Below are 13,255 nucleotides of genomic sequence, written 5' to 3'. Positions count from 1 at the left end.
TCCTCATAGGTACGAGGGCGGCCGGGACGAAGTTCATCGTGAAGGCCTTCGATGCCGAACTCTCGATAGCGCTTTCTCCACTTCCCGACCGTCATCCCCGTCAGACCCATCCGCTTGGCGATGGCGGTGTTGGATTCACCGGCGCCACATGCAAGCACGATCTGTGCTCGCTGCACGATTGAGTGTGGCATTGAGCGTGAATTGGCGATATTCTGCAGCTGACGAAGCTCTTCCTCGGAAAGCTTCAAGGGCGGCATCGGTCTTCCGATAGGCATTGAGTCGCACAGCTCGATTACGCCTCATATTATAGCAACTAATTGCGGGACAGCGCACTAGCTCCGCACTCCTCAAGATGCGTTCCGGCCGAGCGTCGCAGCTGCAAATGGCATGAACCACTCGCTCAGTCATTGTTGCCAAGTTGAAGCGCCGGTTGAAGCGGTAATTGAAGGCACCCAGGTAGCGATCAGCGTACTTATCGAATTTCAGGGCATGGAAGGTGCCGCTGAAGCTCGTTTTCAAGTTGAGGACCGTGTTGATCCAGCGGAAATACCGGCAGTTCATTGGGATGGCGTCATTTCACGACCACAGCTTTATGCACAGGCAACCGACTTCTGTCACAGTGCGAAAGCAGGCCAGCCCATCCGAGATCACTTCACATCCTATTGCCACTGATGATTCCGCTGCGATGGCCAGCGGCTTGAGCAAGGCGGCAGCAACGACGCTTTCAGGCCTGGAGCAGGTTTTCGAGGCCTTCGCCGCCAGGCAGTGGATAGACGCCGAAATCACGGCGGTCGAGCGTGGCGATGCGGCGCAACCCATGCTCATGGGCCAACCAGAGCAGCGAAGCATCGGCCAGATCCATCGGCAGATCGCCGTACTGCCGCATCCAGCTGGCCATCACTTCCAGGGCGGAGCCAGTCAGGTCAGCAACGCTCAGACCACCGAGCGCAACCCAGCTGAGAAAGCGTGGGGCCACATCCGCCGGGATCAGATGGCAGACCTCTGTGAGAACCGGCCAGGTGGAAACAAAGGCCCCGGTGTGCTCCAGAAAGAACGTGGCACAGGCGCCATGGTCCTGGTCACTGCGATCAAACCAAGCGACGAGGGGGCCGGTATCGACGAGGGTGGCGCCGCGAAAGCTGGAGCTGCTCACGCTTCCGGCGCGATACGCCGTTGCTGCTGCTGTTGCCGGCCCAGTTTCTGGCGCAGAACCGCCGAGTGGTTCCGCCCATGGTTGGTGGGGCCAGTGCCTGGTTCGCCACTGGAGAAGCAGCCGATCAAACCCAGACGCTCGGCCAGGGCTGCGGGGCTGGCGGATTGACGCTGCAGCAACTCAAGGCCGGCTTTGACCACCTCGGTCTGGCTGACGCCGAGGGCCTGGCAGAGGCTGTCCAGCCTGGCTTCGCTGGCGTCATCGAGGCGCACTGAGATGGTCCGCACCGTTCTTGTCACGTGTAATACACAGATAATACAAGGAATTGGCAGGGCGCTGGCTTCGGTTCAGTCCCATGGCCTGTCCGTTGCGCCTGAGGATCATGGCGCCGGTTCAGGTGTCGGCTCCGGCTCTGGCTCTGGCTCGGGCTCCGGCGCATCGAGGTAACTGCGGTCGTCCGGGTCCGCCGCGGTGCGGCGCGCTTTGGGCAGGTGGATCCAGCTGTCGAAGGGCAGCAGGCTCCCAGGCCGATAGAGCGGTACCAGCAGGTTCTGGCCTGGGTCCAGGGGCGTTGAGGGCCGCACCAGCGGCACCACCAGGTGTGCACCAACGGGCAGAGGCTGCGAGCGCTTGAAAAGGTCGTAGGTCGGCTGGTTGTAAAGCCGCAGGGTGTCTGAAGTGGTGAAGTACAGCTCGGCGAGGGATTTGAGGCTGTCGCCGCTGGCCACGGTGTGGCCGCCCCAGCGCTCCAGGGTCGAGTTGTTGGCCATCAGCCACTCGACGGTCGTGCCGTACTGGCCGGCGAGGCTGAGCAAGGTGTCACCCGCTGCGGTGGGCACCGTGTCAAGGGAGAGCAGGGAAGGGTTGATGCTGCGCAGGGTCTGGACGGTGGTGCCGTAGCGCTCGGCCAGGACCCGCAGGCTGTCGCCGGGCTCGATGACGATCACCCGCTGGGGCTTGAGCACGAACTCGATCGCCTCTCCCAACTGGCTCTGCACCAGCCGGCCGATGCCCCCCTCCCCGAAGGGAAAGCCGGCCGTGAGCAGGGAGCAGCCCGCCAGCTGGGCGCGGGGCTGGGGCGGCAGCACACCGGGCGACTGGAGAGCATCGAGATCCCCCAGCCAGGCCACACCCTGCTCGACAGGGGGCTGCAGCACACGAGGCCGTGGGGTCCAGGTGTTGCCTGGTGAGGGCGGGACGCCAGGGTTGGGCGGATCCGGCAGCAGCAACGGCGCCGGCTGGTGCACGGGCCGCAGCGCGTTGGTCTGCCAGGCAAGGTCGGAAGCCAGCCAGTCCCAGGGGCCAGAGAGGATCGGCGGCAGCTCGGCGCCGCGGGTGATGAACCCGGTGCAGAGCACATCGCCGCTGTCCTGGCCGGGGCCGCCGTCGCGGCTGGTGAGCAGCTTGCGCTGCTTGATGAAGGCCTCCAGGACATGCCAGGCGAGGATCACCGGCGCCTTGGCCCGCGGGTGCTGCAGCAGCGGCAGCAGCAGCCGGACGGAAGCCTCGCACTGCAGCGGGGTCGGCTCAACCACGCAGCATCTGGCCAGAGAATGTTCCGCGATGGCGCGGCTGGTGGATCCAGTTCTCGAGCCGCGGCAGGATCAGCAGCAGCGAGGCGACGTGGTGGCGGCGTTGGTGGGCGAGGGCTGCGAACGCCGCCGCGGATGGGTCGCTGGGGATGACAAATTCCTCGCTGACTTCTTCCATCAGCAGTTCGGTGGCGAACTCGATCACGTCGAGCTTGCTTCTGGGCAGCTCAGCCGGCACGGGCCCGGCTGCACCCTTGCGGGTGCGCTTGCGGAGCACCGGCGCCGCCGGTGTGGGCAGGCCAGGCCCAGAAGCAGGCGGGGTGTCGAGCACGGCGATCGCATCGAGGTGGGCCTTGGCCGCCGGGATGGCGTCGGGATAGGTGCGCTCAAGGGCGGCCATTTCCTCGTTGATCGCAGCGATCGAGGCCGGGCTGACGGGGATGCGGAGCGTGACCCGGATGGCCTCCAGGTCGGAGGGACGCCAGGCGTAGGGGTTCTGGCTCATGGCTCAGGGACATCGATGGTGTCACCGCTGCCATCACCAGCGGGGTGGACAACACCGGGCATGGCGGCCAGATCCAGCTGGTGGCGCAGCTCGGCATCGGAAACCGTTGATGGTGCTAGCCAGGCCTGCCACGGGCAACCATCGGTGATTACCCCCTGATGGGGGCATCAGAGCCAGACCCATGCGCCCGACACTGGGGCCATCGAACGGAAGACGTCTCGCCATGGCGGACCCCACCATCACCATCAACACCAGCAATTGTCTTGGGCGTACCTGCCTGAAATGGGGTGTCGATGGCGAGCTCACGGCACTGGACCTGGACCTGGTGATGGAGCGTCTGGCCCAGGTGGATGAGGATGTGGCCGCCCTGCGCCAGGGCACCCTGGATCGCGAACCCTGTCCCTCGATCAGTTGAAGGCCTTTCTGGGCAGAATGCATAATGACGCCCAGCGCCAAGCGGTGATGGCTGCTGCAACCGCCGACGCTGTGGCCCAGATCGCGGGGCTCAGGGCGACCAAGACTCCGGCGACTACAACTGAGCCAGTTCCAGACCGTCGTTCCTAGAGCGGCACTCTGGGAAGGAGGCGCCTTGCCCAGCTGCGATCTGCCGGTCCCCGAAGCCATGAATCCATCCGCGGCAGCCCTGCAGCAGCTGAAGGAGTTGCTCCAGCACGACCCCGCCTTTGCGCGGGACCTGCGCGCCAGATCCTCCACCGAGGCTGCGGCGCGGCTTGCCGTCGAGCACGGCGTGTAGCTGACTCCGGAGGCTGGCGTCATCGTGGCACCCTGGTCAGTGGCGACCTGCCCACCTGGCGCGGCTGAGGCGGCACGATCGTCCCAATCCGCGGGGATCGCTCCAGTTCAAACAAGCGTCCTCGTGGCTGCTTCCTCCGTGGGATCAGTCATTTCCCACGGCAGCCTGCACTCCCCTCCCATCCCAGGGCCATGCATGAGCGCGTGAGTGTTGGCAGGGATGTATTCAGCCAGCTGCTGCGTGCTCGTCAGTGGAAAGCCGATGGCACCCATCTGTGCAGCACCGCTGCTATTCACGCCTTGGCTGCTGCTGGTTAGGCGGCGCCTCAATAGAGGGCTTCCTCGGCATGGGTTTCGATGGTGCAATCCGATGTGGGGAAGGCCACGCAGGTGAGCACGAACCCGGCCGCGATCTGGTCCTCATCCAGGAAGGCTTGATCCTCCTGGTTCACAGTGCCACTGATCAACTTGACGGCGCACGACGAACAGGAACCAGCGCGGCAGGATACCGGCAGATCGAGGTCCTGATCCGCCGCCGCATCGTAGATCGACTGGTCATCGGCGCAGTCGATGGTGCGGTTCAAACCCTCGTTGGCATTGACGAGGGTGACTTTGTAGGTGGCCATGGCAGCAGGGCGGGCAAGGAGGTCCAGCTTGGACCGGTTCGCTGCTCAGCCTGCTGGGTCGGGGTGCCGGAGGCCCAGTCCCCACCCGGGGAGGCTTTGCCGCCGCCTGGGGACCGCCGTCGCCAGGGCTGTCGGCAGAGAGTGAGGCCTGAAAAGGGATTCATTCAGGCCAATGGAGACGATGCTGAGCCAGCTTGTGTTGGCGGCCTTGTTGCTGGCCGCGGTGTTCGACTCGGGCAGGGTCTGAGCCCCAACAGCTCGGACAACCTGCTCGCCCTCACGGTTCTCCTGCGTCAGCCCCCTCCGGGGGTCCCAACCTCGGCTGGCAGCAGCAAGTCTTCCGCATTGATCGAATCGAGTGGCTCCGCCCCCGTGAGGCCATGGGTCCAGATGTCGACGCGGCTGTGGGGCGGACAGCGAAACAGCCAATCCTCGAACGGAAAGACCACCTTCTCCTGGAAGAAAGCCTCCGGACCGACACAACGCAGGATCACCATCTGGCTGCTGGTGTTGCGATAGACGCAAGTGCCCGTTGTCATGGGTTGCAGCAGTGGTGTTCACACTTTCGCTCAGGCTGTCCAACAAACTGTGACGAATCGAACCCAGGCGCCGATTGTCCCCAGATGGGGGCACGGCCAACGGACGATCAGGGCCAGGCGATGAAGCTGACCGGCTCGTACTTGGCGATCGTGATCCGCCAGGCCCTGATCGCCAGACCCTCCAGGCTGCTGAGCAACGCCGCCGTCTCACCACCAGAGATCCAGTTCGCCTTGAGCAGGGGCAGCTGTTCGCTCATCAGCTCCAGCGGAAGTTCCACCAGCAGCAGGCTGGCCTCCCCAGCGGCCCGTTGCAGAGGGCCCTCCTCGCTGCGCTGCCACAGGCGCAGCAGCAGTTCCAACGCCAGGGTGCGACCGTCATCGCCGGGATCGGCGGCATCGGCAGCGGCTGCGGACTGGGATTTACCGGTGAGCGGCAGCGCGCGCTTGCCAGCAAACTCCACCAGGGCCAGGGCAACGAGATAGGGAGCATCGGCCATGGAATCGATCCTGCGAGGCCGCACCACCCTGCCGGATCAACGGACGCCGTCACGAAGGTGCCCCGCAGAATGAGCAGAAGTACCTGAATCACCGCAGACGTTGCCCAGCGATCGGCGGGTCGGGTGTCCCGTCCAGGGATCCGGCAGGGTTACATTCACCAGGCCAATTCGGGCCCCGCTGGGGCCGTGTGCTATGGCCACCATCGGAGACCAGCTCCAGACCTATCGCTCCGCCCTCACCGAGGCCCAGGCCAAAGGTGAGCAAGCGATCGCCAGCAAGATCGAGAAGCAGATCAAGGAACTGGAGGAGTTCCAGCAGCGCCATCCCGAAGAGGCCGAGGCCCCCTCTCCCTTCGAGGTGTTCTGTGACCTCAACCCCTCCGACGTCAACTGCCGCGTCTACGACGACTGAGCCGGGATCGGTCCATAGCAGGCCTCTACGCCCCTAGGGTTGCACCTGGCTCACTTCGCTTCCCAGCCAGAGGCAACCGCCGGAGCATGGATCTCACGCCCTTCCTGGCCACTGCCGACAAGGGGACCCATGAAGAAGGCCTGGAATCGATCGTGATTCCCGGCCGCGTCGCCGTTGCGGCGAAAGGCCGCTTTCTGCTGCGGGCCCTGTGCCGGACCTTCGGGGAGTATTCCCGCATCACCTGTACCGTCACCGATCAGGAGGCCTGCCTCAAGTATCTGGCTGCGGAAGCCGACGATCCCTACCAGCTCCTGGTCTGCACCGATTACCTGGAAAGCGGCAACGGGTTCGATCTGGTGCGTGAGTCCCGCCAGCGTCATCCGAAGCTCCACGCCGTGATCCTGGCGCTCGGGGATGTGATTCCTGCCGAGTGCATCGAGGCACCGTGGCTGGAAGCCGTTGTCGCCGAGGCGGACTTTGTGGACGATCAGCAGCCACTGCAGGCCGCCGTGATGGCCGTGCTTGGCGGGCACTCCTACCGCAGCTCCTCGCTGCGGACGGGCATCCTGCCCTACCTGAGCTGTCCCAGGCTCACCCCCCGCGAATATGAAGTTCTCGACCTGCTCGCCAGTGGCCTCAGCGACCGGGAAATCGCCAAGCGTCTTGTGGTGAGTGATGAAACCGCCCACACTTACACCAAGAGGCTCCTGCAAACCCTCAACGTGCACAACCGGCTGCAGGCCGTTCTGAAGGGAATGCGCTGCGGCATGGTTCAGATCTGAGCGGAGCCACTGTTCCCGAATGGGGGCATCCCTTCCAGGCTGGTTGCAGCAGATTGAAGGAGATGTCGGCCCGGAAGCCCCTTTCATGACCCTGATTCAACGGGAAACGCCCTATCCCCACTGGGAGTTCAGCGATCCCGTCAGCGGTGATCTGCTGCGGGTCGTGCCCGAACGCGGTGGGTTGATCAGCGGCTGGCGTTGCGCTGGCCACGAGGTTGTTTACCTCGATCTCGAGCGCTTCCTCGACCCAGCCCAATCGGTGCGGGGAGGCTTCCCGGTGCTGTTCCCGATCACCGGAGGCCTGCCGGACAACCGGCTGCCACTGCCTCAGGGTGTGTTCAACCTCGGCCAGCACGGCTTTGCACGCCAGCTGCCCTGGCGCCTGGAAGCCCTGGCGGATGGAGCTGGCGTGCAGCTGCAGTTAGCCGACACGGAGGAGACGTTGAAGTCCTACCCGTTCAGCTTCCTGCTCAGCATGGAGGTGCGGCTGGCACCCGGGGCGCTGGAGATCAGCACCACCGTGGAAAACCGCGGCAGCGAGGCGATGCCCTTCAGCTTTGGCTTGCACCCCTACTTCAACCTCTCCAGCCTGGAGAGCGTGCGCTTCGAGGGGTTGCCGGCCCAGTGCCTCAACCACCTCACCATGGAGGACGCGTCCACGGCGGATCAGATGGAGAGGCTGGCCAGCGGTATCGACCTGCTGGTGCGGCCCACGGGTGCGGTGCGGCTGGTGGATGGAGCCGCCGGAACCAGCCTCGAACTGCAGCTGAGCCACCCCCTTGACCTGGTGGTGCTCTGGACGGAGCCACCGCGGGCGATGGTGTGCATGGAACCCTGGAGCGGACCGCGACAAGCCCTGCTGAGCGGCGACCGCAAACTCGAACTGAGCCCCGGCGCCAGCACGAGGCTCCACACCCGCTATTTCTTCACGGCGACCCAGCGTGCCTGAGGATCAATTGCCCCCAAGCGGGGGCTTCGCCCGAGCGGGCGGCTGATCAAGGATGCGGAGCGTCCGAAACGTTGCTGCCATGAGCCAGGCAACCTTCACCACTGCCCTCACGATCGGCGAACTCGAAGCCAGCTATCCCCTGTACTGCAAGGCCCTGCGCATCCTGATCCGGGAAGAGAAAACCATCAAACAGATCCAGCGGAGCGTCTGCTGGCATCGCCTCGAGAAGCTGCATCAATGCCTGCCTCGGCAGTATAAGGATCCCAACCACCTCTACTTCCACCTCAAGCGAGAACTCAGCGCGTGAAGCGTGTCCTGGCGATCATCCTCGGAGGCGGTGCCGGCACTCGGCTGCAGCCCCTCACCCTCACCCGGGCCAAACCGGCGGTGCCGCTGGGCGGCAAATACCGACTGATCGACATCCCGATCAGCAACTGCATCAACTCCGGCATTCTCAAGATCTACGCCCTCACCCAGTTCAACAGTCAATCGCTCAACCGCCACCTCAGCCTCACCTACAACCTCTCCTCGGGTTTCAGCAGCGGCTTCGTGGAGGTGCTGGCGGCCCAGCAGACCCCCGACAGTCCAAGTTGGTTCAGGGGCACCGCCGACGCCGTACGCCAATACCGCGAGTTGTTCGAGGCCTGGGATGTGGATCAGGTGCTGATCCTCTCCGGTGATCAGCTCTACCGGATGGATTACGCGGCCTTCGTGGCGGCCCATCGGGCCAGCGGTGCCGCGCTGACGGTGGCGGCATTGCCGGTGGACAGCTCGGCGGCCGAAGGCTTTGGCTTGATGCGCACCGATGTCACAGGGCGGATCAGGGAGTTCCGCGAGAAGCCCAGGGGCGAGGCCCTCGAGGCAATGCGGGTCGACACCGGGGCCCTGGGCCTTTCGGCCAGCAAAGCGGAGCGCCGCCCATTTCTGGCCTCGATGGGCATCTATGTATTCGAGCGGGACACCCTGTTCAACCTGCTCGCCAGTCACCCGCAGGCCACCGACTTCGGCCAGGACATCATTCCGGCCGCCCTGGCCAGTGGCCTGCCGCTGCAGAGCTATTTGTTTGATTCCTACTGGGAAGACATCGGCACCATCAAGGCCTTCTACGACGCTAACCTTGCCCTGGCCGATGAGCAGCCTGCCTTCAGCTTTTACGACGAGCAGGCCCCGATCTACACCCGGTCGCGCTATCTGCCGCCCAGCCAGATCCGTGATTCGCGCCTATACCGTTCTGTGCTCAGCGAGGGATGCCTGCTCGATCGCTGTGTGATTGAGCACTGCGTGCTGGGCCTGCGCCTGCGGGTGGAGGAGGGCGCCGTCCTGGAGGACACGCTGGTGATGGGGGCCGATGCTTATGAATCGGAGGCTGAGCGCGCTCTGGTGCGCTCCCGTGGTGGCGTGCCGCTCGGGATTGGGGCTGGATCCGTGGTGAAGGGAGCGATTCTCGACAAGAATGTGCGCATCGGCGCCAACGTGCAGGTGATCAACAAGGATCGGGTGCAGGAGGCTGACCGCAGTGAACTGGGATTCACCATTCGCGGCGGCATTGTGGTGATCGAGAAGAACACGACGGTGGCCGATGGCACGGTCATTTAGGGCCTGCATGCTCAAATCGATAGCCTGTTCAGGGCGTTGACGCCTCGACGATGTCGACAACGAGGGCCCGCACCGGTTTGCTGGTTTCATTGCACCACCAGCCGGTGACGCCGGTGGTTTCAAAGGCCGCTTCCCTGGCTTGCAGCACCACTGGGCTGTAGGCGGGCCCCTGGCGTTCCGTGTGGCGTCCCTCCAGCGGATAGGCAACCCCGGGCCGGCTGTAATGGCGGTGCAGGCCGATGTGGCCGCCTGGGGCGATGGTGATCTCCCATGGTGATCTCCCGCAGGCGCAGCAGCCGCCACTGCAGGGCGATGAAATCTTCCCCCGGGGCTGGTCGCCGAGGCTGCGCACCGCCGAGACCCCAGCGTTGCTGGTGGGGTCAGTGAAAGACTCCGCCGAATCGCCTGGCAGCTGCTCGGTCTCCGGCACTACCGCCAGGCGATGGGCCACGGCCGAAGTGACACTGCCGATGGCGTTGATGGTAAGGGTCATGGCGGCCATCAGGGCCGCCATGACTTCGACGGGCTGTGGCACGACAGCCGCATTGCCGTGCTCGAGGCCCTGAATCACCAGATGGGGGTCCGTGGGGGATATCAATAGATGTGTATGTTGAACTGCGTGAAAAGTAATCTGTAGCAGAAAATAAGTTTATCGAAATTAACGAAGCAGGAGTCGGCATACCTTCATCACCGACCTCACTCCAGTGCTGTCTCTCAGAATTAGCAGGCAGAAGATTTAATGGGTTCGCTGCGGTGCGCGATGGATGTGGATATGCTATAAACTCTGATTTCGCGATTATGGCAGACTGTGCCAGTAATCATGGAATGCAGGCCTGGTTGCTGAGATAGCTATTTCCGGGCTACATGCATTCATCGATGCTCTCCAGGCTGTCATTGCTTGGTGCAAGCGGAGACCCCTTCCGCAGCGGCGCTTCCCTGTGTTGCAGTGATGCCTGTGCCAAGTGGCACCCCAGCGTTGAGCCCTGCCATGCCTCTGTGGCTGTGAGTGCCATGGCTGAACTTGCCCTGTAGCTGCCAGCTGGAGAATCGCTGGGAGCCCCCTCCCAGGGGGGGCGCCGGGCCTTCAGATGTTCACGATGGGACAAAATTCTGAGATTTGAGAATTCTGTTCAACTTGACGTCCGTTTCCAGCAAGCAGGCATGTCCACTTCTTGGCAGGCGGATGGCCTGCGCGTTGGGTAGGTACTTGACGATTCTGCTTGCTTCTGCCACAGAAGGAAGGAGTCGATCTGAGCCTGATGCCAAGACCAAGACAGGTTGCTTGATGCGCCCGAGGGGCAGATCTTCCAGAACGAATTGGCGGAGTAATGACAGTCTCCAGGCAGCACTGGATGGACTCACGGACTGCATGGCCTTCAGCAAAGCCTGCTGGCGGGAAGCGGTGACTCGCTGAGGTTCAATCAGAAATGGAAGTAGCCCCAAAGTGGACAGGCGATAGAGAGATTCAGGCAATCGTTGAGTGACGGAAGCTCCCCAGCCCATCAAGGGTTGGCGGATCGCCGAAGACGCTGGGTTAACCAGAATCAGACGATCGCAAAGGTGTGGAAAGTGCGCCGCCAGCCTTAAGGCCAGGCAACCACCAAAGGATTCGCCACAAAGATAGATGGGGCGCGATGGTGCGTGTTTCTTTTCTCCCGCGATCAGAGCAACAACCTTGTCAGTTAATTCGTCCCAGCCTGATAAGTCGTCGGAGGGAATCGATAGGCTGCAGATGTCAAAGGCTGAATTCAACTCAGCCGATTGGGGCTGCAGTAACTCGCCAGTCCCGTCCATCCCTGGCAGAAAAATGAATTTAGGAAGGATGGGCTTGGAGACTTTGCTGGATAGGAGTCTTAGCGACTTGGTTGCACTTGCCATGGAGAATGGAAATCAATTAGTGACAGCCTTGATGCAGCAGCCCAGCAATCTGATCCCAGCACGACTGGGTGAGCTGTTTCGCCAACAGACCTGCTCGTCGGCCGCCGTAATGCTGCCTTTGAACCGCGTCGATCCAAATAGGATAGCCAAACAGAAGGTGAACGCGGCGATAGACAATGGCGGAATGCCAGCCACCGCAGTTGAACAGTGGCTCTGTCGGATCAAACAGGCTGAAAAGCTTCAGTGGAGCCAGGTTGTGCTTGTCTTCATCGGTTGAAGCGATCGCCACGGGCAGGATGGCCAAGTCATCACCCTGCGCGCGTAGAGCCAGATGGGCAAAACCACGATGGAAGGCGCTCAGTTGATTCACCGGCTTGACTTGAACCATTGGCTGCGCGCCTTCTGGGAAAATCCCTACGGCCTGACCTGACTCTAAAAATTCAACGGACTGCTGGAAGAACTGCTTCTGTCTGTCCTGGGGAGCATCGAGAGGGAAGGCTCCCATCGCTGACACCATGTCTCGTAATAGAGGAACCCGACTCATGTAGTGATGGCAGGCAAACCGAATGGGACGATTCAAGGCTGTCATCAGCAAGGGAGCATCGAGCAGGCTGCGATGGTTGCTGACAACCAGAAGTCGGCTGGTGGTCGGAATCCGATCACAGTGATGCAGCGACACCTTCGTGCCAACGGCACCGATCAAGCGGCGTGATACTTGCAAGGGGGTATCCAGCCTCATGACTGTTCTGGGAGCGGTAAAGTTCACTGATGTCCTGTCCTGGTGAGAACTTCTGATCCGAGCCGTGTTAACGAATGGAGTTTGTTTGATCCCATAGAACTCAGGCAAAAACAACCTGTTCTGAATAACTTATGACGGCGTTTCACCAGTTTCTTTGTCTCTTCGGAATGTCGCGAGGGCAGCAGCTGGCGGGCTGATCAACAACTTATTTCAACTTTAAACCTTGAGCCTGCAAAGTGCGGCCAGTGGGCGGTGGCACCGAGACGCCTGGATGCTGGACGCTGAAGTGGCCAGGCTGACAAGCCAGGGGTCTACCTCTGCAGCGCACTGTTGCGACCGGCCTGTCGGTTGCAACAAGGTGCTGGCCGTGCACACCCATGGGTTTCCGGCTTAGGTTGAAGTATGACAACGTCCTCCCGTTACGGAGAGGCCCTGAACTGGGCGGAACAGTTGCACCGGCATCAGTCGCGTCATGGCAAGGCTGTGCCCTTTCTCTCCCATGTGATCAGCGTCAGCGCTCTGGTGTGGGAAGACAGTGGCAATGAAGATCAGGCCATCGCCGGCTTGCTCCACGACAGCATCGAGGATGCCGGCCAGAGCCAGGCCTCGATCCGGGAACGGTTTGGGGACAGTGTGGCCACCATCGTGGGTGACTGCACCGACCCCGGCAAAGTTCCCGGCGGTGCAGCAGCGGCCCCGTGGGTCGAACGCAAGCAATGTTTCATCGCCACGCTGCCACAGCTCCCGGACGCCTCCCTGCTCGTCATCGCCGCGGATAAGGCCCACAACAGCCGCGACCGTTTCCTTGATGCCGTCGTCGACCCAACCAGCTGGAGCCGGTTCCCTCCTGGATTTGATGGATCGGCTTGGTACTTCTGGAGTCTCCACAGGCAACTCCAGGACCTGCTGCCCGCCAGTCGCTCCGTCAAACTGCTGGGAGATGCCGTTCGCGACATGCTGACTTGTCCGCAGTTGCTGGCTCGTTTGCCACGGCGACAAGATACCGAACAATGGGTCGCCACCTACCTGGAGCGGCCTGAAACCCATCCTGTTGGCATATAACGCCTAGGGACTGCCGAGGTGGGGTGTGGGGCATTGATGGCCCCAACTGTCACCCATGGGTCTGTTCAGATGTCCCGACTTATCTACGTCCCGTTCTCCTTCATCAGGGCACCTCGAATAATCAGCAATTTCCAGGGTCTCTACGGACATGAAAAAGCCGCCGAAGAGGCGGCAGAGCAGGAGAATCTATCTCGACCATCGACGAGATCGCTTGAACCATGGGATCCTCTCT

At 62.4% G+C, this 13,255-nt stretch carries 19 protein-coding genes and 1 pseudogene; 8 read left to right on the top strand and 12 right to left on the bottom strand.

The features are described 5' to 3' along the window. The 6 genes and pseudogenes from KBZ33_RS19600 to KBZ33_RS19575 form a co-directional block, all read right to left on the bottom strand. Nucleotides 1–257, bottom strand: a 257-nt coding sequence (locus tag KBZ33_RS19600) for a helix-turn-helix domain-containing protein (RefSeq protein WP_254955120.1), incomplete at its 3' end; no start/stop codon positions are given. Between the two features lie 79 nt (nucleotides 258–336). Next, a pseudogene (locus KBZ33_RS19595) lies at nucleotides 337–672 on the bottom strand (transposase); the annotation flags it as partial. 52 nt (nucleotides 673–724) lie between these two features. After that, the gene (locus tag KBZ33_RS19590) at nucleotides 725–1,153 is read right to left on the bottom strand and encodes a PIN domain-containing protein (RefSeq protein ID WP_254955119.1); all 429 of its coding nucleotides are present in this window, start codon (nucleotides 1,151–1,153) and stop codon (nucleotides 725–727) included. Continuing rightward, entirely contained in the window at nucleotides 1,150–1,440 is a 291-nt protein-coding gene (locus tag KBZ33_RS21700; protein ID WP_254955118.1) for a ribbon-helix-helix protein, CopG family, read from the bottom strand. Before KBZ33_RS21700 ends, KBZ33_RS19590 begins: the two co-directional genes overlap by 4 nt. Before the next feature lie 93 nt (nucleotides 1,441–1,533). Continuing rightward, on the bottom strand, nucleotides 1,534–2,688 hold the full coding sequence (locus tag KBZ33_RS21695; RefSeq protein ID WP_254955117.1) for a LysM peptidoglycan-binding domain-containing protein: 1,155 nt from the start codon (nucleotides 2,686–2,688) through the stop codon (nucleotides 1,534–1,536). Further along, nucleotides 2,681–3,190 (bottom strand): hypothetical protein, encoded by a 510-nt coding sequence (locus tag KBZ33_RS19575; protein WP_254955116.1) that lies wholly within the window; start codon nucleotides 3,188–3,190, stop codon nucleotides 2,681–2,683. Before KBZ33_RS19575 ends, KBZ33_RS21695 begins: the two co-directional genes overlap by 8 nt. Nucleotides 3,191–3,413: 223 nt before the next feature. Here KBZ33_RS19575 and KBZ33_RS19570 point away from each other — a divergent pair, with 223 nt between their 5' ends. Then, the gene (locus KBZ33_RS19570; protein WP_254955115.1) at nucleotides 3,414–3,605 is read left to right on the top strand and encodes a hypothetical protein; all 192 of its coding nucleotides are present in this window, start codon (nucleotides 3,414–3,416) and stop codon (nucleotides 3,603–3,605) included. A gap of 207 nt (nucleotides 3,606–3,812) precedes the next feature. Next, nucleotides 3,813–3,944 (top strand): Nif11 family protein, encoded by a 132-nt coding sequence (locus KBZ33_RS19565; RefSeq protein ID WP_254955114.1) that lies wholly within the window; start codon nucleotides 3,813–3,815, stop codon nucleotides 3,942–3,944. Nucleotides 3,945–4,269: 325 nt separating this feature from the next. Here KBZ33_RS19565 and KBZ33_RS19560 read toward each other — a convergent pair whose 3' ends face one another. The 3 genes from KBZ33_RS19560 to KBZ33_RS19550 form a co-directional block, all read right to left on the bottom strand. Then, nucleotides 4,270–4,569: a 2Fe-2S iron-sulfur cluster-binding protein gene (locus KBZ33_RS19560; RefSeq protein WP_254955113.1), complete on the bottom strand. Its 300-nt coding sequence runs from the start codon at nucleotides 4,567–4,569 to the stop codon at nucleotides 4,270–4,272. A 293-nt stretch (nucleotides 4,570–4,862) separates the two neighbouring features. After that, a complete protein-coding gene (locus KBZ33_RS19555) occupies nucleotides 4,863–5,108 on the bottom strand; it encodes a DUF1830 domain-containing protein (RefSeq protein WP_254955112.1) in 246 nt (81 codons plus the stop codon). 107 nt (nucleotides 5,109–5,215) lie between these two features. Continuing rightward, the gene (locus tag KBZ33_RS19550; protein ID WP_254955111.1) at nucleotides 5,216–5,605 is read right to left on the bottom strand and encodes a hypothetical protein; all 390 of its coding nucleotides are present in this window, start codon (nucleotides 5,603–5,605) and stop codon (nucleotides 5,216–5,218) included. Between the two features lie 193 nt (nucleotides 5,606–5,798). Here KBZ33_RS19550 and KBZ33_RS19545 point away from each other — a divergent pair, with 193 nt between their 5' ends. The 5 genes from KBZ33_RS19545 to KBZ33_RS19525 all read left to right on the top strand — a co-directional run bounded on the left by KBZ33_RS19545 (nucleotide 5,799) and on the right by KBZ33_RS19525 (nucleotide 9,344). After that, nucleotides 5,799–6,017 (top strand): CP12 domain-containing protein, encoded by a 219-nt coding sequence (locus tag KBZ33_RS19545; RefSeq protein ID WP_254955110.1) that lies wholly within the window; start codon nucleotides 5,799–5,801, stop codon nucleotides 6,015–6,017. Between the two features lie 86 nt (nucleotides 6,018–6,103). Continuing rightward, nucleotides 6,104–6,799 carry a response regulator transcription factor gene (locus tag KBZ33_RS19540; RefSeq protein WP_254955109.1) on the top strand — a complete coding sequence of 232 codons (696 nt, stop codon included), beginning with the start codon at nucleotides 6,104–6,106 and terminating at the stop codon, nucleotides 6,797–6,799. An 85-nt stretch (nucleotides 6,800–6,884) separates the two neighbouring features. Continuing rightward, the gene (locus KBZ33_RS19535; protein WP_254955108.1) at nucleotides 6,885–7,748 is read left to right on the top strand and encodes a galactose mutarotase; all 864 of its coding nucleotides are present in this window, start codon (nucleotides 6,885–6,887) and stop codon (nucleotides 7,746–7,748) included. A gap of 79 nt (nucleotides 7,749–7,827) precedes the next feature. Further along, nucleotides 7,828–8,055: a DUF3136 domain-containing protein gene (locus KBZ33_RS19530; RefSeq protein WP_254955107.1), complete on the top strand. Its 228-nt coding sequence runs from the start codon at nucleotides 7,828–7,830 to the stop codon at nucleotides 8,053–8,055. Next, nucleotides 8,052–9,344 (top strand): glucose-1-phosphate adenylyltransferase, encoded by a 1,293-nt coding sequence (locus KBZ33_RS19525; protein ID WP_254955106.1) that lies wholly within the window; start codon nucleotides 8,052–8,054, stop codon nucleotides 9,342–9,344. Before KBZ33_RS19530 ends, KBZ33_RS19525 begins: the two co-directional genes overlap by 4 nt. Nucleotides 9,345–9,372: 28 nt before the next feature. Here the strand turns inward: KBZ33_RS19525 and KBZ33_RS19520 are convergent, their stop codons facing one another. The 3 genes from KBZ33_RS19520 to KBZ33_RS19510 form a co-directional block, all read right to left on the bottom strand. Then, nucleotides 9,373–9,942, bottom strand: a complete 570-nt coding sequence (locus tag KBZ33_RS19520; RefSeq protein WP_255011922.1) for a hypothetical protein — start codon at nucleotides 9,940–9,942, stop codon at nucleotides 9,373–9,375. Nucleotides 9,943–10,436: 494 nt separating this feature from the next. Further along, nucleotides 10,437–11,222 carry an alpha/beta fold hydrolase gene (locus tag KBZ33_RS19515; RefSeq protein WP_254955104.1) on the bottom strand — a complete coding sequence of 262 codons (786 nt, stop codon included), beginning with the start codon at nucleotides 11,220–11,222 and terminating at the stop codon, nucleotides 10,437–10,439. A gap of 16 nt (nucleotides 11,223–11,238) precedes the next feature. Next, a complete protein-coding gene (locus KBZ33_RS19510; RefSeq protein ID WP_254955103.1) occupies nucleotides 11,239–11,961 on the bottom strand; it encodes a 1-acyl-sn-glycerol-3-phosphate acyltransferase in 723 nt (240 codons plus the stop codon). A 402-nt stretch (nucleotides 11,962–12,363) separates the two neighbouring features. On the opposite strand from KBZ33_RS19510, the gene KBZ33_RS19505 reads away from it, so the two are divergent. After that, nucleotides 12,364–13,023, top strand: coding sequence for an HD domain-containing protein (locus KBZ33_RS19505; protein ID WP_254955102.1), 660 nt, complete (start codon nucleotides 12,364–12,366; stop codon nucleotides 13,021–13,023). Nucleotides 13,024–13,255 lie beyond the last annotated feature (232 nt).

Origin of the sequence: Cyanobium sp. Cruz-8D1 (assembly GCF_024345975.1) — a bacterium.
Classification (GTDB): domain Bacteria; phylum Cyanobacteriota; class Cyanobacteriia; order PCC-6307; family Cyanobiaceae; genus Cyanobium.
The sequence above is the reverse complement of the archived record's forward strand: the minus strand, read 5'-3'. Positions and strand labels throughout refer to the sequence as shown.